The sequence below is a fragment of the Agrococcus sp. GCM10030265 genome (assembly GCF_042666675.1).
Classification (GTDB): domain Bacteria; phylum Actinomycetota; class Actinomycetes; order Actinomycetales; family Microbacteriaceae; genus Agrococcus.
Genome location: NZ_JBHTCZ010000002.1, coordinates 907,361 through 925,320 on the forward strand (window position 1 = coordinate 907,361; position 17,960 = coordinate 925,320).

Genomic DNA, 17,960 nt, shown 5'->3' on the forward strand with positions numbered 1-17,960 from the left:
CGCCGCATCATGGGATGGCCTCCTCGACCGCGTCGACGTACGTCTGGTCGCGCAGGTCGTGGGCGGCGTCGGTCGAGAACGACGACAGCGGACCGGCGACGACCGAGATCGCGCACGTGATGGCCACGAGCACGCCCGCCGTGATGAGCCAGGACGCGGGCAGGCGTCGATGCTCGGCATGCTCCTCGCGCTCGGGCTCCCAGAAGGCGCGGTGCCACACGCGGATGATCGCGAGCAGCGTGAGGAGGCTCGTCGCGATGCCGCCGAAGACGAGGGCGTACGCGAGCGGCGTGCCCTCGGCGATGCCGGCCTGGAAGAGCGCCACCTTGCCGAGGAATCCGGAGAACGGCGGGAGTCCTGCGAGGTTGATCGCCGGCACGAAGAAGAGCACCGCGAGCACGGGCACCGACGCGAGGCCGCCGATCTTCGACATCGACGTCGAGCCGCCCGCGCGCTCGATGAGCCCGACGACGAGGAAGAGCGCCGTCTGGATGAGGATGTGGTGCGCGACGTAGAAGATCGCACCGGCGAGCCCCGCCTCGGTCGCGAGGCCGATGCCCAGCACCATGTAGCCGATGTGGCTGATGAGCGTGAACGACAGCAGGCGCTTGATCTCGTTCTGCGCGAGCGCGCCGAGGATGCCGACGATCATCGTCGCGAGCGCGGCCCACAGCAGCAGGTCGGTGAGCGGGCTGTCGGGGAAGAGCAGCGTCTGGAGTCGGATGATCGCGTAGACGCCCACCTTCGTGAGCAGGCCCGCGAACACCGCCGTCACCGAGGCGGGCGCCGTCGGGTACGAGTCGGGCAGCCACGACGAGAGCGGGAAGATGGCGGCCTTGATCGCGAACACCGTGAGCAGCAGCAGCTGGATGACGAGCTGGATGCCCTCGCCGAGCCCCGCGAGCCGCTCGGACATCTGCGCGAAGTTGACGGTGCCGACGGCGGCGTAGACGACGGCGATCGCCAGCAGGAACAGCGTCGACGAGACGATGCTGACGACGATGTAGGTGCTGCCCGCCCGCACGCGCTCGCGCGGCGCGCCGAGCGTCAGCAGCACGTACGACGCGAACAGCAGGATCTCGAAGCCCACGAACAGGTTGAAGAGGTCGCCGGCGAGGAAGGCGTTCGCGACGCCCGCCGACAGCACGAGGTACGTCGGGTGGAAGATCGACACGGGCGCCTCGGAGGTGCCGGCGTCCTGATCCTGCCTCGTGGCGAAGACGAGCACCGTGATCGTGACGATGCTCGACACGAGCACCATGAGCGACGAGAGCCGGTCGGCGACGAGCACGATGCCGAGGCCCTCGGGCCACGCGCCCACCCACAGCACCTGCGGCCCGTCGGTCGATCGCCACACGAGCAGCGACGCGACGATGAGGACGAGCGACAGCGACGACGCCGACACGATGCGCTGCACGCGCGGGCTGCGCGGGAAGCACATCGCGATGCCCGCGCCGATGAGCGGCAGCAGCACCGGCAGGGGGATGAGGTTCACGGCATCCATCAGCCCCTCCCCTCCGGCTCGATCGTCTGCTCGCTGTCGCTGTGGTCGGCGCCCGGCTCGGGCAGGTGCTCGTCGGTCGCGTCGTCGGGCACCGCATCCGGCGCGTCCGGATCTCGCACGCCGCCCGACTCGGTGTCGTCATCGCCGTCGTCGTCGGAGCCCTCGCGCTCCGCGAACGATGCCGACGTGAGGTCGGCCTCGGCGCGGCGGCGCACGAGTGCGTCCTCGACGTCGTCGGCGACCTCGTCGTGCCCGTCGAGCTGGAAGGAGCGGTGCGAGAGCGCGAGCATGAAGGCGCTCGCGGCGAGCGAGATGACGATGGCGGTCAGCACGAACGCCTGCGGCAGCGGGTCGGCGATCTCGTCGGCGCCCTCGCCGATGATCGGGGCGCGGCCTGCGGCGCCGCCTGCGACGAGGAAGAGCAGGTTGACGCCGTTGCCGGCGAGCAGCACGCCCGCCATGATGCGCAGGATGGAGCGCTCGAGCAGCAGGTAGACGCCGCACGCGAGGAGGGCGCCGCCTGCGACGACGAGGGCGAGGCTCGGGATCACGACGACTCCCCCGTCCGGGCGCGGTCCGACGATGCGACGGGCACAGGCGCCTTGCCCTGGCGCACCTGCACGTCGATGCCGGCGCCGAGGCTGCGCACGAAGTCGAGCATCGCGCCGACGACGATGAGGTAGACGCCGACGTCGAAGACGAGCGTCGTCACGAGGTAGGACTCGCCGAGCAGCGGCAGGTCGAGGTCGATGCGGTACGACTCGCCGATGCGGCCGCCGATGAGCACGGGCCACAGCATGCTCGCCGCCGCGGTCGCGATGCCGATCCCCAGCAGGCGCCCCGCGTCGAAGGGTGCGGCGTTCGCGAGCTCGTCGCGGCCGGCGGCGAGGTAGCGCAGCGCGATGGCCAGCCCGCCGACGAGCCCGCCTGCGAAGCCGCCGCCCGGCAGGTTGTGGCCGACGAGCAGGAGGTAGATCGACACGACGACCATCACGGGGAACATGAGGCGCGTCATCATCTCGAGCACGGGTGCCGCATCCGATGCCTCGATGCCGCGCCCGCCGCTCAGGAACGCGCTCGAGCGCGCCGTGCCGGTGGACGGGCGGCCGCGGTCGCCGCGCAGGGTGCCGCGGGGGTCGGCGGAGCGCGTGCGGATGAAGATGAGGCTCGCGACGCCGGTGGCGGCGACGAGCAGCACGGCGATCTCGCCGAGGGTGTCCCACGCGCGGATGTCGACGAGGGTGACGTTGACGATGTTCGAGCCGTACCCGAAGTCGTACGCGCGCTCGTAGAACCGCTCGGAGATCGGGGCCTCGATGCGCGCACCCGCCGCCGCGAGCGCGATGAGCGACGCGACCGCGCCGACGCTGATCGCGAGGGCGGCGCGCAGCCAGCGGGCCGACTTCAGCGGCCGATCCGTGAAGTACTTCGGCTGGCGACGCAGCACGAGCACGAGCAGCACGAGCAGCACGGTCTCGCAGAGCACCTGCGTGAGCGCGAGGTCCGGGGCGCCCTGCAGCAGGAACAGCAGCGCGACGCCGTAGCCGACGACCGACAGGAGCATGAACGTCTTGAGGCGGCCGCGCGTGTTCGCGGCGAAGACCGCGGCGACGATGACGGCGGCGACGACGGCGAGCTGGCCGGGGCCGTCGGCGATGCGCACGGGCTGCAGGAAGGAGCCCGTCGCGAGCACGACGACGCCGGGCAGCGCCACGACGGCGCCGAGGATCGTCGAGACGTGGAGCGGCAGCGAGCCGGACTGCGTGCGACCCGTGACCTCGACGGCGAGGCGGTCGATGCCGCGGATGAGGAGGCGGAAGCCGCGCTCGAAGGGGTCGGCGAGCTCGTGGTCGCGCAGGCGCCTGCCGAGGCTCAGCCAGACGAGCACGCCGAGGACGATCGCGGCGAGCGTCAGCACGAGCGGCACCGTCACGCCGTGCCACAGCGCGAGGCGCTCGACGTCGTCGGCACCGATCGCCGACGCGAACGCGGGCTCGAGCACCCGCGTGATCGGCTCGCCGACCGCACCGAGCACGAGGCCGGCGGCCGCCAGCGCCACGGGCGCGGCGACCATGGGCCAGGCGAGGCCCGCCGAGACGACGGACTCGTCGCGCCGACGCCCGAGCAGCACCGTCACGGTGAGCCGCAGCGTGTAGGCGACCGTCATGGCGGCGCCGACCGCCAGCGCGCCGAGCGCGACGTACCCGACCCAGGGGTCGACGCCCTCCATGTGCGCGGCGTGCTCGGCGGCGGCGAGGCCGGACTCCTTCGCGACGAACGCGAGGGCGGGCGGCACGCCCGCCATGGCGGCGGCCGCGACGAACGCAGCGGTGGCGAGCACGGGATGGTCGCGGCCGACGCCGCCGAGCCTGCGCAGGTCGCGCGTGCCGTAGGCGCGGTCGACGGCACCGACGACCATGAAGAGCGCAGCCTTGAACATGGCGTGTGCTGCGAGCATCGCGAGGCCCGCGAGCATCGCCTGCGCCGTGCCGATGCCGAGGATCGTGATGAGCAGGCCGAGCTGGCTCACGGTGCCGTGCGCGAGCAGCACCTTCGCATCCGTCTGCCTGAGCGCCCGGGCCGCGCCCACGAGCATCGTCGCGGCACCGAGCACGATGAGGGTCGGGCGCCACCACGGGAGGTCGGCGAACGCGGGCGTGAGGACGGCGACGAGGAAGACGCCCGCCTTCACCATCGCTGCGGCGTGGAGGAAGGCCGAGACGGGCGTGGGCGCCGCCATGGCGCCCGGCAGCCAGAACTGGAAGGGCACGATCGCCGACTTCGCGAGCGCGCCGACGACGGCGAGCGCGACGCCGACCGACGCGACGGGCGTGTGCGGTGCGTCGGCCAGCACGTCGGCGAGCGACAGCGAGCCCGCCTCGTGCCCGATCATGAGCACGCCCACGAGCAGCGCGAGACCGCCGATCGTCGTCACGACGAGCGCGGAGTGCGCCGCGATGCGGTTCTTGCGCACGTGGTGGTTGAGGCCGACGAGCAGATAGCTGAAGACGGTCGTGAGCTCCCAGAACACGACGAGCAGCACGAGGTCGTCGGAGAGGACGAGGCCGAGCATGCTGCCCGCGAAGCCCGTGAGCAGGCCGACGGTGCGCGGGGCGAGGCTCGCCGAGCGGAAGTACCAGGCGCAGTACGCGAAGATCAGCGCGCCGACGCCCGTGACCACCATCGCGAGCAGCCATGCGGGGGACGTGAGGCGCAGGTCGATCGCGATGTCGAGCGTCGGCATCCACTCGATGCGCTCCTGCAGCACGACGCCTGCCGCGACGGTCGGCGCCTGGGCGGCGAACCATGCGGCGCCAGCGGCGCTCAGCGCGGCGGGCACGAGGAAGACGGAGCGCCCGAGCCTGCGGCTGAGCACGCTCGCGCCGACGGCCACGAGGGCGTAGGCGGCGACGAGTGCGATCACGGCGGCCTCTCTCGCGCCCTTGCGGCGCGGACGGGGTCGGAGTGCTCTCCCAGCATACCGTCAGCGGCATGCAAGGTGATGGCGAGGAGGCACGCCGAGGGCGAACGGCCGATCCTCGTGCGCGGCGGATGCGCAGGCCCGTGCGGGAGGATCGGGCCGTGCAGCTCCCCCGCCCCGTCGCCGCAGCGCTCGTGCTCGCCGCCACGGTCGTGCTCGGCGGCTGCGTGCTCGTGCCCGCATGGGCTCCCGTCGCCGACGTGCCGCCGCGGGGACCGCAGCCGGCGGCGGTGCTCACCGATCCGGACGATGCCCTCGAGGACGTCGTCGTCGCCGTCGAGTCCGCCGAGCCGGGAGACGGCGGCGAGCACACGGTCGACGACGGTGCGGGCGACGCGTGGACGTACGCGGTCGATGCGATCGAGGCGCCCGCCGAGCTCGCCTCCGACGACGTGCCGGAGGGGATGGTCGCCGTCGCGGTCGTGCTCGACGCCGCGCACCTGCACGGCATCTCTGCCTTCGGCGAGGTCTTCGAGGTGCTCGTCGTGCTCGACGACGGCACGGTGTGGACGTCGCTGTCCGACGAGTCGCAGGCGCTCGTGGGCGTCGACGACGCGGCCGCGCGCACCGACGACTTCGCGGGTGGCCGCATCGTGGTCGCGGTCGCCGCCGGAGCGATCGTCGAGCAGGTCGTCGTCGACTCCGTCTTCGGCGACGACCAGCGCTCGTTCACCCCGTGACGCGGCGCGCGGGGGACGCGGGGGAAGAGCCCCTGGTCCCCCGCGACGCCCGGTCCTACGCTTCGCTCATCCTGTGAGGAAGGAGCGCACCATGACCCTGCGCCGCACCATCGCGGTCGGACTCGTCGCCCTCGCGAGCGCGACGCTCGTCGGCTGCATCCAGCTGCCCGTCGGCGCGGCGCCGACGAGCCCCGCCACGTCGCCCACCACGAGCGCGCCCGCCACGAGCGAGCCCGCGTCGAGCGCTCCCGCATCCGAGCCCGCATCCTCCGAGCCGACGACGCCCGACGCAGGCGGCCTCGGCCCCTTCACGGTCGACGACGGCGTCGGCGACACGTGGACGTACACCGTCACGGGCTACGAGCTGCCCGCGACGCTCGAGAGCGGCACGGTGCCCGACGGCATGGTCGCGGTCGCGCTGCTGCTCGACGCGACGCACGACGAGGGCACCGCCTCCTGGGGCATCTGCTTCGAGGTGACGTTCACGGGATCGCAGGGCACGTACTCCGTCGCCGACGAGGCGTCGCAGTCCGTGGTCGCCGTGAACGACGTCTACCTGTCGGTGTCCGAGTCCTTCACCGAGGGGCGAGCCGTCGTCGTCGTGCCGGCGGCGGAGGCCGTGCCCGGTGCATCCTTCACGGTCACGTCGGTGTACGGATCGTCGTCGGAGACGTTCCCGCTCGAGTGAGCCGGATCGGGCGCGCGCTCAGGCTGCGAGCGCGCGCTCGACGTCGCCCGCGATGTCCCTCGGCTCGACCGTGGGCGCGTAGCGCTTGATGACGGCGCCGTCGCGGCCGACGAGGAACTTCGTGAAGTTCCACTTGATCGCGTCGCCGAGGATGCCGCCTTGCTCCTTGCGGAGCCAGCGGAACAGCGGGTCGGCGTCCTTGCCGTTGACGGCGACCTTGGCGGACAGCGGGAAGCTCACGCCGTAGTTCACCTGGCAGAACTCCGCGATCGCGGCGTCGTCGCCCGTCTCCTGCTTGAACTGGTCGGACGGGAAGCCGAGCACCACGAGCCCCTGCTCGCCGTACTGGCGGTGCAACGCCTCGAGCCCCTCGTACTGGGGCGTGAAGCCGCAGGACGATGCGGTGTTGACGACGAGCACGACCTTGCCCGCGTAGTCGGCGAGCGACTGCTCGGCGCCGTCGTTCCTGGTCATGGTGAAGTCGGCGATCGTCGTCATGGGCTCAGCCTGCTCCCGCATCCTCTGCGTCGTCTATGCCCGGTCGCTCGGCGTGGAGCCGGCGAGCTCGATGGGGCCGAGGGCTGCCGTCGCGATCTCCTGCGTCACCGACTCCCCACCCCTGCGGGCGAAGAACGCGCGGCCCTGGCCGAGGTACCAGAGCACCATGAGCACGAGGCCGACGACGAAGAGCCCGATCGCGATCGCGAGCGGCGCCCCGACGCCGAGGATCGGCGTGCCCGAGTACGACGCCTCGGGGTCTGCCTGCTCGACGACGGCGGCGACGAGGAGCGCGAGCAGCGTCACCGACCCCACGAGCGGGCCGAGTCCCACGAGCAGGAAGCCCTTCACGCTGCGCAGCAGCACGCGGCGCCAGTAGATGACGCACGCGATGCCCGTGAGCGCGTAGTAGAAGGCGACCACGATCGACAGCGCCGTGAGCGAGTCGAACAGGAAGTTCTCGCTCACGATCGACGCGCCGACGTACCAGGCGATCGCGACGATGCCGATGACCCAGGTGCCGAACGCGGGGGTCTCGAACCGCTCGTGCACCCTCGCGAACGCCCGCGGGAAGGCGCCGGACACCGCCATCGACAACGACGTGCGGGATGCGGGCAGGATCGTCGTCTGCGTCGACGCCAGGCCAGAGATGATGATCGACAGCACGAGGACCCATCCGAAGGGGCCCATCACCTGGCTCGCGACGGCGCCGAACAGGCCGGCGTCGTCGTCGAACTCCTCGACGGCGGAGAGCCCGGCGACGCCGATGATCGCGATCGCCGTCGTGAGGTAGGTGACGAGCAGGAGCACCGTCGAGACGACGCCCGCGAGGCCGGGGGCCGTCGCGGAGTCCTGCGACTCCTCGGTGAGGTTGACCGCCGACTCCCAGCCCCAGTAGATGAAGACGCCGAGCAGCATGCCGGCCACGAGGGCGCTCGGCTCGACGCCGACGGGGTTCAGCCAGTCGATCGAGAACGTCGGCGCATCGGCAGCGACGTCGCCGGACGCCATCGCCGCGATGCCCAGGCCGGCGAAGAGCAGCACGGCGCCGACCTGCGCGAGCACCATGACGCGCTGCACCGCCGCCGACAGCTCGGTGCCGATGACGCACAGGAGCGTCATGACGACGATGATGACGACCGCGAGCGCGACGACGACCCAGCGCATGTCGCGCAGGTCGTGGAGGCCGACGAGGTCGAGCAGGTAGTAGGCGGAGACGTCGGCCTGCGCGCCGATGACGAGCACGCCCGTCGTGAAGATGGCCCAGCCGCCCATCCACCCCACCCACGGGCCCATGGCGCGCGTGACCCAGGAGAACGTCGTGCCGCAGTCCTGGTCGGCTCGGTTCATGTAGAAGAACGCGCCGGCGATGAGGAACATCGGCACGAACGAGACGAGCAGCACCGCGGGCGCCTTGACCCCGACGATGACGACGATCGAGCCGAGCACCGCCGCGAGCGAGTACGCCGGCGCCGTCGAGTCGAGGCCGATGGCGAGGCCGTCCCAGAAGCCGATCGCGTCGGGCTTCAGGCCCTTGCCGCCCCGATCGGCGGCGACGCCCCGGGGTGCCGTCGCCTGGGACTCGTCGGATGCCGTCATGGCGCCTCCTTCGCTCGTCAGCCGATTCTGCCCCCTCGACGCCTCGGCGACGGGCTAGGCTCGCGCCCATGCGCGCCGACCACGGCAGGATCGTCGACGTCGACTCCCTCGACCAGCTCGACGCGTTGCTCGTGCGCGGCGCGCGAGCCATGACGGGCTGGCGGCTGCAGGACCTCGATCTGCGGGCGCGCGACGAGCAGCTGCGGCAGCTCGACCCGCGAGGCGCCGTGCTGCTGGGCTGCGATCTCACGCCCGAGCAGGAGTCGCGGCTCGTCGCCGGCGGTGCGCTCGTGTTCCGCGACGTGCCCGAGACGCCGTTCAACGCGTACCGGTCGACGCTCTACGACCCCGACGAGCTGCTCGACGTGCCGCCAGAGGAGCACGAGCGCAGCCTCGACGCCCGCGTGTACGCCTGGTCGCGGCAGCGCTCGCGCGACGTGGCGCACACGCTCGCCGCCGCGATGCACGACCACGCGATCGACGACGCGCTCTCGACCTGGGTGGTCGGGCGGAGGATCGTCGGCGTCATGGGCGGGCATCGCGTGCAGCGCGACCAGCCCGCCTACGCCGACGCCGCGCGCCTCGGGCGAGCCCTCACCGCATCCGGACGCACGGTCGCGACGGGAGGCGGGCCCGGCGCGATGGAGGCGGCGAACCTCGGGGCGCGTGCCGCCGGCGTCGACGACGCCGTGCTCGCCGAGGCGCTGCGGATCGTCGCGACCGTGCCGACGTACGCGAACGCCATGGCGCCCTGGCTGCGCACCGGGCTCGAGGCGCGCGCCCTGCTCGAGCCCGCATCCGACACCCTCGGCGTGCCGACGTGGCACTACGGCCACGAGCCGCCCAACGTCTTCCAGACCGCGGCGGCCAAGTACTTCCAGAACTCGGTGCGCGAGGATCTGCTGCTGCGCGTCGCCACCGCGGGCCTCGTGGTGCTGCCCGGCGAGGGCGGCACGGTGCAGGAGATCTTCCAGGACGCGTGCGAGGTGTCGTACGCCGACGAGTCGGGGTGGACGCCCATCGTGCTCGTGGGGCGCGCGTACTGGACGGAGCGGTACCCCGCGTGGCAGCTGCTCGAGGCGGTCATGCGCGGCAGGCCGGGCGCGCAGGGCATCGCGCTCGTCGACTCGGTCGACGAGGCCGTGGATGCGCTGCTGCGGCTCGAGCGCTGAGTCGCGTCAGACCGTCGTCGTGCCGCGCTCGATCGCGCCGGCGATGCGCTGCTCGAGGTCGGCGGTCGTCGCATCGGGCAGCACGATGAGCCCGTCGAGCTCGGCGCGGGCGCGGCGGTAGGCGCTCTGCCGCTCGGCGGCCGAGGCGGCGCCGTCGACGGCGATGCCGACGAGCATCCTCGCGGTCTGCAGGCGCTTGCGCTCGGCATCGGAGAAGTCGTGCTGCGCGCGACGGCGCGCCTCCGACAGCGCGACCTCGAACGCGTCCTCGAAGGCGTCGACCGCCTCGCGGTACTCGGCGACGCGCGCGGCGTCGGGCTGCTCGCCCTCCTCGGGGCGCAGCGCATCCGCTCGGCGCTTCGCGCGATGGAAGTCGCGCGTGAGCGGCTCGCGCATGTCGGTCATGAGCGGGTAGTCGATGACCTTCGCGGCGTCGAGCTCGTGGTCGAGCCATCGACGCGAGACCGCGTCGTGGTCGGCGAGCGCCCGCTGCAGGTCGCGCGACGCACCGTCGCCGTGCGATGCGGGCGCGGGAGCCGCCGATCCGGCGGCGACGCCGTGCTCGAGCCGCAGCCGCTCCATGCGCATCTCGTGGCGCTCGCGCCTGCCGCGCTCGAGGTGGTGGCCGATGCCGGCGACGCCCGCCCAGATGAAGCCGCCGAACGGGAAGACGAGCCACCAGAAGCCCCGGAGCAGGTCGAAGAAGGCGTCCACCCGCCCGACCCTAGCCGCGCATCCTCCACGCGGCCGGAGCGCGACGCCCTCAGGCGGAGACGGGCTCGGCCGCAGCGTGGTCGCGGTCGGCGACGACGTCGTCGGGGCGGCGCACCGTCGTGGCGATGACGATGCCGACGACCCACAGCGCGGCCGCGCCGACGAACGCGAGGCGCGCGCCCGCGACGAACGACTCGTCGAACGGCGTGCCCGAGGTCTGCAGGCTCGCCGACTGCGTCGCGAGCACCGTGACGAACAGCGCGGTGCCCGCCGCGCCGGCGACCTGCTGCAGCGTCGACACCATCGCGGAGCCGTACGAGTAGAGGCGGCGCGGCACGGCACCGAGCGAGACCGTGAAGAGCACGGGGAAGGTCGCCGCGAACCCGAGGCTCATCGTCACGTGCAGCAGCAGCACGAGCCACCACGGCGTCTGCGCCGTCAGCAGCGTCGCGAAGCCCACGAGGGCGACGAGCACGACGATCGAGCCGGGCACGAGCAGCACGCGCGGACCGTGCCGGTCGTACAGGCGGCCGACGACCGGGCCGAGGAGTCCCATGAGCAGCGCCCCGGGCAGCGTGACGAGGCCGACGACGACCGGCTCGAAGCCGAGCGCTCGCTGCAGCACGAGCGGCAGGGCGATGATGGCGCCGAACATCGCGATCATCGCGATGGCCATGACCGAGAGCGCACGCGTGAACAGCGGGTAGCGGAAGGTGCGCAGGTCGAGCAGCGCGTCGTCGGTGCGCTGCAGGACGCGCTGGCGCAGCACGAACGCGACGAGGGCCGCGACGCCGAGGACGGCGGCGACGGGCAGCTCCCATGCGGGCGCGTCGGCCTCGCCGATGAGCGCGAGCGCGTAGACGCTGCCGCCGAAGCCGAGCGCGGCGAGCGGCACCGAGGGCCAGTCGAGCCGTGCGGGCCGCACCTCCCCCACGTCGCGCAGGCGCGAGAGGCCGACGACCGCGAAGCCGATCGCGATCGGCAGGACGACGATGAAGATGAACCGCCAGTGCAGACCCTGCAGGATGACGCCCGAGAGCGTCGGGCCGAGCGCGGGCGCGCAGGAGATGACGAGCGAGACGTTGCCCATCACGAGGCCGCGGAGGCTCGGCGGCACGAGATCCATGATCGTCGTCATCATCAGCGGGAAGACGATCGCGGTGCCCGCAGCCTGCACGACCCGGCCGCCCAGCAGCATCCAGAATCCGAACGACGACGCGGCGATGAGCGTGCCGAGGATGAACAGCGCCATCGCCAGCGCGTAGGTCTGCCGCGTCGTGAGCCGCTGCTGCAGCCAGCCCGTGATGGGGATGACGACGGCCATCGTGAGGAGGAAGCCCGTCGTGAGCCACTGCGCCATGCGCTCGGTGACGCCGAGGTCGTCGATGATCGCGTCGAGCGCGACGTTCATCGCCGTCTCGTTGAGGATGACGACGAAGGCCGACAGCAGCAGCACCGTGATGGTGACCTTGTCGTCGGGCCGCAGGCGGGCGGCGACCGGCTGCGAGCCGGTGGCGGGCCCGGCGGTGGGATGCGCGTCGATGGATGCCATGGGGAGCTCTCCGGTGGTGGGGCGACGGCTCGCGGCGTCGGATGCTGCTGGTCGCTCGCGGGCGCGCGGCGCGACGGGTGGGTGAACGCGGAGGCGGCCGGGTGCATTCCCGGCGCACGCGCAGGCGGCACGCGCTCGACGTGGCTGCGCGCGGACATCCAGGATGCCAGACTGGCGACATGGAGTCGACGCCGCGGGACGCGGGCTGGGCCACGATCCCGAACCTCGTGACGGTGCTGCGGTTCCTGCTCATCGTGCCGGTGTGCGTCGTGCTGCTGCAGGGCGGCGAGGGCGACTGGCTGCCGGTCGTGCTGCTGGGCGTGTGGGCGTCGACCGACTGGATCGACGGCCAGCTCGCCCGCAGGCTCGACCAGGTGTCGGTGCTCGGCGCGAAGCTCGACCCGTTCGTCGATCGTCTCGGCACCGCGATCATCGCCGTCGTGCTCGCGATCGTCGGCGCGCTGCCGTGGTGGATGCTCGCGGTGCTCATCGTCTTCGACGTGGCTGCGACGCTCTTCGGCGTCAAGGCCGCGGCGCAGGGGCGCCTCCCCGTCACGTGGGTCGGCAAGGTGCGCACGTTCGTGCTGTTCACGGCGCTCGTCGCGCTCGTCGCGGCCGTCACGATCGCGCCGTGGCTCCTCGTGCCCGCGTACGTGCTCCTCGGCGCAGGTCTCGTGCTGCACGCGTGGGCGGCGATCGGGTACGTCGCCTCGGCGACGCGGCAGAGCCGCGAGCGCCGCACGCGCGCCGCCGGGTGACGATGCGGTGCGCAGGATGCGCGGCCTGACGCGCTCCTCGACGCATCCCGCGCATCCGCGAGGCTCGTGATTGCGCGTTCGGCGCTCCGGGCGCACCATGGGTGCACGCCGCGCGATCCGCGGCGACCGACAGCACAGGAGCGACCGCCATGAGCGCCATCCCCGACCTGACGCACGAGCGCGTCGTCACCGCATCCGGATCGAGGTCGGGCCTGCCGATCACGGTCGCCCTGCACTCCTCGGTGCTCGGCCCCGCACTCGGCGGCTGCCGCATGTGGACGTACCCGACGTGGGCGGACGGGCAGGCGGATGCGCTGCGGCTGTCGGCGGCGATGACGCTGAAGAACGCGGCGGCGGGGCTCGAGGCCGGCGGCGGCAAGTCGGTGATCGCGCTGCCGATGGGCACCGTGCTGAGCGACGACCTGCGCCGCGCGGCGCTGCTCGACCTCGGCGACCTCGTCGAGACGCTCGACGGGCGCTACCGCACGGCCGAGGACGTCGGCACGACCGAGCACGACATGCTCGTGGTGCGCGAGCGCACGAGCCACGTCGTCGGGCTGCCCGCCGAGGCAGGCGGCGCCGGCGAGCCGGCCGTCGGCACCGCCCTCGGCGTGCTCGCCTCCATCGCCCCCACGCTCGAGGCCGCGTTCGGCGACGCCCGCATCGCGGGGCGCTCCTTCGTGATCTCGGGTCTCGGGCAGGTCGGCGGACGCCTCGCGCGCATGCTCGCCGACGCCGGCGCCGACCTGACCGTCACCGACGTCGTGCCCGCGAAGCGCGCGCTCGCCGACGAGCTCGGCGCCCGCTGGATCGCACCCGAGGAGGCGCTCGTCACCCCCGCCGACGTGCTCGTGCCCGCAGGCCTCGGCGGCGTGCTCACGGCATCCGCCATCGCGTCGCTGCCCGTGCGCGCCGTCGTCGGCCCCGCGAACAACCCGCTCGACGAGCGCGAGGGCGCAGCGCAGCTCGCCGCGCGCGGCATCGTCTACGCGCCGGACTTCGTGGTGAACGCCGGAGGCGTCATCCACCTGACCCTGCTCGGCACCGGGTCGTCGGCCAGCGAGGTCGACGAGCGCGTGCGCGCCATCGGCGACACGACGCGCCAGGTCCTCGCGACGGCGCGCGAGCGCGGCGTGACGCCGCTCGAGGCCGCCGAGGCCATCGCCCTCGAGCGCATCGACGCCGCGCGGCTCGTGCGCGTCTGACGCGCGGCGCCGAGGCGCGCGGGCCACGCCGCGCGCGCCTCGGCGACGCCCGTCACGTGCGCGCTGCCGAGCGCGTGCCGAGGATCATGCCGACGCCCACCATCGCGCGGCCGACGGCGGCCGCGCCCCGCTCGCGCATCCGCGCGTGCACGCCCTCGAGCGCTGCGGCGAGCGCGACGTCGTCCGCGGCGTCGGCTGCCGAGAGCGCGCGCACGAGGTCGGCGGCGTCCTCGATCGCGACGCCGGCGCCCATGCCCGCCGTCGGCGGGGTGGCGTGCACGGCGTCGCCGATCGCCGTGACGCGCCCGCCCGGCCACGGTGCGAGCGCGGATGCGTCGGCCGAGGCGGCGTGGAAGCGGAAGGCCGCGACGCCCTCGGCGTCGGTGGCGAGCAGTGCCTGCAGCGGCGCCTCGCCCCAGCCCGCATCGCGCAGCGCGCCGACCGTCGCGTCGCGCAGCGCGGCGCCGCGCAGGCCGCGCAGCACGGCTCCCCTGCCGTCCTCGGCGAGCATCGCACCCCAGATGTAGGTCTCCTCCCGGGTCTCGGACATGCGCAGCGACGCATCGTCGACGACGGCGTGGCCGATGGGGTCGTGGTGCCCGACGTAGAGCGCGGTGGCGTCGGCCCCGATCGCGAGGCTCGACCGCGTGCCGAGGCGCTCGCGCTCCGCGTCGTCGAGGGCTGCCGCCAGCGTGCGGCCGGAGACCCCGACGAGGCCGGTCGGTGCGCTCGTGGGAGCACCTGCGAGCGTCGTCGCGATGGGCGAGCCGACGCCGTCGGCCGCGACGACGAGGTCGCCGTGCAGCACGGTGCCGTCGTCGAGCGCGACGGATGCCGCCTCGCGCGTCGCCGTCGCGGCGACGCCGACGCGCCCGCGCAGCAGGACGTGCGCGACGGGCTCGGCGAGCAGCAGTCGCAGCGTGACGCGATCCACGTCGATGCCGACGTCGGGGTCGACGTCGAGCGCGCCGCGCTCGGCGCCCTGGTCGTCGAACAGCGCGTCGGCGCCGCGCATCGCACCATCCGACGCCGAGGCGCGCAGGCGCTCGACGTCGCGCTGCGGCAGCAGCTCGGCGAGCGCCTGCTGCGCGGCGCGGCGCAGGGTGATGTGGTAGCCGGGCGTCGCGCGCAGGTCGCGGTCGCGTTCGACGACGACGGCGTCGTGCCCGCCTCGCACCAGGCCGTTCGCGAGGGCGAGCCCTCCGATGCCTCCACCGACGACGATCACGCGCATGATGCCTCCTCCGATTTCGCTGCGTCGCGCAGCAACTGCGTCACACAGTAACCTCGGTAGACTGCCGTGGCAAGCATGCAGACGGTGGAGGGTGCCATGACCGACGGCCTCGAGGCGACGCGCGACGCGATCGTCGACGCGCTCCCCGCCTGGCAGGTGCTCGTCGTGCAGCACAACGAGCTCGTCGCCCGCCGCATGGGCGTCTCGGCATCCGACCTGCAGTGCCTGTTCGTGCTCAGCAGGCACGGGGCGAGCACGCCGGGGCGCATCGCGGCCGAGATCGGGCTCACGACGGGCTCCGCGTCGCGGATGGTCGAGCGACTCCTCGTCGCCGGGCTCGTCGCGCGCACGCCCGACCCCGACGACCGGCGCCGCGTCGTCGTCACGGCACGGCGCGAGGCCCTCGAGCGCGTCGGCGAGCTCTACGGGCCGCTGAACGCGCGGCTGCGTGCGCTGCTCGCCGACCTCAGCCCCGCGGCGCTCGAGGGCATGCTCGGCTTCGTGCGCGCCGCGGAGGGCGCGACCGCGCAGGCGCTGCGCGATCGCGCCTCCGACGCGTAGCGGCCTCGGTCAGTCGCCGCGGCGGCGCAGCGTCTGCTCGAGCAGTCCCACGAGGGTCTCGAGGCGCATGTCGACGCTCGTCGCATCCTGCTCGATGCCGTCGAGCGCCGCCTGCGCGAGACCCGCCTTCGAGTCGAGCAGCTCGGCGATGCGCGTGTCGACCGTGTGGGCGGCGATGATGCGCCACACCGTCACGGGCAACGACTGGCCGATGCGGTGGATGCGGTCGATCGCCTGCGTCTGCTCGGCATCCGTCCACGAGAGCTCCGCGAGCACCATGTTCGACGCGACCTGCAGGTTGATGCCGATGCCGGCCGCCGTGAGCGAGCACACCGCCACCGACACCGAGTCGTCGCCCACGAAGGCGTCGATCGCCGCCTGGCGGGCCGTCGGCGTCTGGTCGCCGCGGATCGAGACCGTCTTGAGCCCGCGCTCGGCCAGCGTGCGCTCGGCGATGTCCATCGCGTCGACGTGCTTCGCGAACAGCACGACCTTGCCGACGCTGCGCGCGAGCTGCGCGGCGTAGTCGGCGGCGAGCGCAGCCTTCGCCGTGCCGATCTGCCGCACGAGGCGGAAGACGTTCTCGCCCGTGCCGGCGCCGTCGTCGCCGTCGACCTCGCTCGTGGCGATGCGGCGCACGAGGTCGTGGTCGATGCCGATCGTCGGCTCGGCGCGGTTCGCGACGGCGCGGTCGTAGCGCTGCACGAGCCGTGCGGCGAGCTCGCGCTCCGCCTCGCGGATCGAGCGCGCCGCCGCGTCGTCGAGCTCGACCGGCAGGTCGGCGATCGTGCGAGCGGGGATGTCGGAGGCGACGTCGACCTTGCGTCGGCGCACGATGCCCATGTCGACGACCGCGTGGCGCGCCGCGCGGTAGAACGCGGCGTCCATCGGCGTGAGGTGGGTGGCCTCGAGCGCGTCGGTGAGCTGCGCGTTCGGCTGCCGCCCGTCGATCCAGCCGAGCAGCTGCCAGATGGCGCGGAAGTCCTCGATGTCGTTGATGAGGGGCGTGCCCGTGAGCGCCATGAGCAGCGGGTTCGCGTGCCGCGCACGGATCGACGATGCGACGTCGAGCACGAAGCGCGAGCGCTTCGACGCCGTGTTCTTGATGAAGTGCGCCTCGTCGACGACGAGGCCCCGGAAGCCGTGGCGACGCATCCAGCCCACGTGGCGGTCGAGCACCTCGTAGTTGATGACGATGACGTCGGCGAAGCCGTCGAGGCGCGCGCCGTCGCCCTGCACGATCGAGACCGTGCGGTTCGGGATCCACCGCTCGGCCTCGCGGGCCCAGTTCATCTTCACGACGCTGGGGCTCACGACGAGCAGCGGGAACGCGTCGGCCGCCTCGGCGGCGAGCAGCGCCTGCGCCGTCTTGCCGAGGCCGGGCTCGTCGGCGAGGAGGAAGCTGCGGTGCCCGTCGGTCACGGCACCGACGAGCTGCGCCTGGTGCCGCATGAGCTCGAGTCCGCGCGGGGTGAAGCGGTCGACGCCCTCGGGCAGGTCCATCGTGGCTGCAGTGCCGTCGGCGCCGTACTCGAACGAGTGGAACAGGGGGTCGAGCAGGTCGAAGCCCGCGAGGCGGTCGGGCTTCGGCGCCCGCCGCGGGGTGTCGAGATCGGGCGCGAGGAAGGGGCTCGCGAGCTGCTGCGCCTCGACCGACGCGGGCACCACCTGGCGCTCGAGCTCGATCGTCATGACGGGGTCGGGCACGGGCTGCGGCTCGGGCTCGACCTCGATGCCCGCGGCCTGCAGCATGGTGCGGCGCGCCTCCTGCGCGGCAGCCGACGCGGGAGCGCCCTCGCCGAGGAGCGGCAGCAGGGAGGGATCGCGCGACGCGGCCTTGCCGAGGATGAGGGCGACGCCGTCGAGGCGCTTGAGCTCCTCGGCGCGGCGCTCGTGGCCGAGCTCGGCGTCGGCCTTCACGCGGGCGCGCTCCTCGCGCACGAGCATCGCGGCCGCCTGCAGCTTCGCGCGCGCCGACCGGCTGGCGGCGCCGCGCTGCACGCTGCCCTCGACCTCGCGAGCAGCTCGTGCGAGCCTCGGGATGATGCCGCCCTCGCGACGCTGCTGCTGCTGGTGACGCTGTGCGCGCCGATCGCCCTCGGGACGCTCGGCCGTCGCGGTGCCCGCACCCTGCGGATCTGCCACTGAGACTCCTCTCGACGCTGACGCGTCGTCGTTCGCGCACCGGCTCGGCCGACGCCATGGCGCGAGCCTCGCGGATCCGAACCACGCGGACGGGCGATCGCTGCGACGGTGGCGGGGGCGGAGGCGATCGTGCCTGGGATACGGCCACGACCGCGCGGACGCCGGTGCT

General features: G+C 73.3%; 15 protein-coding genes. 6 read left to right on the plus strand and 9 right to left on the minus strand.

Features of this window, described 5'->3' with window-relative positions; translation table 11 throughout:
- Positions 1 to 7 precede the first annotated feature (7 nt).
- The 3 genes from ACFQPP_RS08580 to ACFQPP_RS08590 are packed head-to-tail and all read right to left on the minus strand — an operon-like array spanning position 8 to position 4,928.
- Complete coding sequence (locus ACFQPP_RS08580) at positions 8 to 1,504, minus strand: Na+/H+ antiporter subunit D (protein WP_376916152.1); 1,497 nt, start codon at positions 1,502 to 1,504, stop codon at positions 8 to 10.
- Positions 1,504 to 2,055 carry a Na(+)/H(+) antiporter subunit C gene (locus tag ACFQPP_RS08585; RefSeq protein ID WP_376916153.1) on the minus strand — a complete coding sequence of 184 codons (552 nt, stop codon included), beginning with the start codon at positions 2,053 to 2,055 and terminating at the stop codon, positions 1,504 to 1,506. The genes ACFQPP_RS08580 and ACFQPP_RS08585 overlap by 1 nt, the downstream gene beginning before the upstream one ends.
- A complete protein-coding gene (locus ACFQPP_RS08590) occupies positions 2,052 to 4,928 on the minus strand; it encodes a Na+/H+ antiporter subunit A (protein ID WP_376916154.1) in 2,877 nt (958 codons plus the stop codon). The genes ACFQPP_RS08585 and ACFQPP_RS08590 overlap by 4 nt, the downstream gene beginning before the upstream one ends.
- A 158-nt stretch (positions 4,929 to 5,086) precedes the next feature.
- Here ACFQPP_RS08590 and ACFQPP_RS08595 point away from each other — a divergent pair, with 158 nt between their 5' ends.
- Both ACFQPP_RS08595 and ACFQPP_RS08600 read left to right on the plus strand, forming a co-directional pair.
- Positions 5,087 to 5,665 (plus strand): hypothetical protein, encoded by a 579-nt coding sequence (locus tag ACFQPP_RS08595; RefSeq protein WP_376916155.1) that lies wholly within the window; start codon positions 5,087 to 5,089, stop codon positions 5,663 to 5,665.
- 91 nt (positions 5,666 to 5,756) lie between these two features.
- Positions 5,757 to 6,353 carry a hypothetical protein gene (locus tag ACFQPP_RS08600; RefSeq protein WP_376916156.1) on the plus strand — a complete coding sequence of 199 codons (597 nt, stop codon included), beginning with the start codon at positions 5,757 to 5,759 and terminating at the stop codon, positions 6,351 to 6,353.
- An 18-nt stretch (positions 6,354 to 6,371) separates the two neighbouring features.
- Here the strand turns inward: ACFQPP_RS08600 and ACFQPP_RS08605 are convergent, their stop codons facing one another.
- Entirely contained in the window at positions 6,372 to 6,851 is a 480-nt protein-coding gene (locus tag ACFQPP_RS08605; protein WP_376916157.1) for a glutathione peroxidase, read from the minus strand.
- Positions 6,852 to 6,884: 33 nt separating this feature from the next.
- Positions 6,885 to 8,450, minus strand: coding sequence for an APC family permease (locus ACFQPP_RS08610; protein WP_376916158.1), 1,566 nt, complete (start codon positions 8,448 to 8,450; stop codon positions 6,885 to 6,887).
- A 68-nt stretch (positions 8,451 to 8,518) separates the two neighbouring features.
- Between ACFQPP_RS08610 and ACFQPP_RS08615 the strand changes: the two genes are divergently transcribed.
- Entirely contained in the window at positions 8,519 to 9,622 is a 1,104-nt protein-coding gene (locus ACFQPP_RS08615) for an LOG family protein (protein WP_376916160.1), read from the plus strand.
- Between the two features lie 6 nt (positions 9,623 to 9,628).
- Here the strand turns inward: ACFQPP_RS08615 and ACFQPP_RS08620 are convergent, their stop codons facing one another.
- Positions 9,629 to 10,336 (minus strand): hypothetical protein, encoded by a 708-nt coding sequence (locus tag ACFQPP_RS08620; RefSeq protein WP_376916161.1) that lies wholly within the window; start codon positions 10,334 to 10,336, stop codon positions 9,629 to 9,631.
- A 49-nt stretch (positions 10,337 to 10,385) separates the two neighbouring features.
- The gene (locus tag ACFQPP_RS08625; RefSeq protein WP_376916162.1) at positions 10,386 to 11,888 is read right to left on the minus strand and encodes an MDR family MFS transporter; all 1,503 of its coding nucleotides are present in this window, start codon (positions 11,886 to 11,888) and stop codon (positions 10,386 to 10,388) included.
- A 179-nt stretch (positions 11,889 to 12,067) separates the two neighbouring features.
- Here ACFQPP_RS08625 and ACFQPP_RS08630 point away from each other — a divergent pair, with 179 nt between their 5' ends.
- Positions 12,068 to 12,646 (plus strand): CDP-alcohol phosphatidyltransferase family protein, encoded by a 579-nt coding sequence (locus ACFQPP_RS08630; RefSeq protein ID WP_376916163.1) that lies wholly within the window; start codon positions 12,068 to 12,070, stop codon positions 12,644 to 12,646.
- Positions 12,647 to 12,795: 149 nt separating this feature from the next.
- On the plus strand, positions 12,796 to 13,851 hold the full coding sequence (locus ACFQPP_RS08635; RefSeq protein WP_376916164.1) for a Glu/Leu/Phe/Val dehydrogenase dimerization domain-containing protein: 1,056 nt from the start codon (positions 12,796 to 12,798) through the stop codon (positions 13,849 to 13,851).
- 52 nt (positions 13,852 to 13,903) lie between these two features.
- On the opposite strand, the gene ACFQPP_RS08640 is transcribed toward ACFQPP_RS08635, so the two are convergent.
- Positions 13,904 to 15,085: an FAD-dependent oxidoreductase gene (locus tag ACFQPP_RS08640; RefSeq protein WP_376916165.1), complete on the minus strand. Its 1,182-nt coding sequence runs from the start codon at positions 15,083 to 15,085 to the stop codon at positions 13,904 to 13,906.
- Between the two features lie 96 nt (positions 15,086 to 15,181).
- Here ACFQPP_RS08640 and ACFQPP_RS08645 point away from each other — a divergent pair, with 96 nt between their 5' ends.
- Positions 15,182 to 15,646, plus strand: a complete 465-nt coding sequence (locus ACFQPP_RS08645; protein ID WP_376916166.1) for a MarR family winged helix-turn-helix transcriptional regulator — start codon at positions 15,182 to 15,184, stop codon at positions 15,644 to 15,646.
- A 9-nt stretch (positions 15,647 to 15,655) separates the two neighbouring features.
- Here ACFQPP_RS08645 and ACFQPP_RS08650 read toward each other — a convergent pair whose 3' ends face one another.
- A complete protein-coding gene (locus ACFQPP_RS08650; protein ID WP_376916167.1) occupies positions 15,656 to 17,791 on the minus strand; it encodes a DEAD/DEAH box helicase in 2,136 nt (711 codons plus the stop codon).
- Between the last annotated feature and the right edge of the window lie 169 nt (positions 17,792 to 17,960).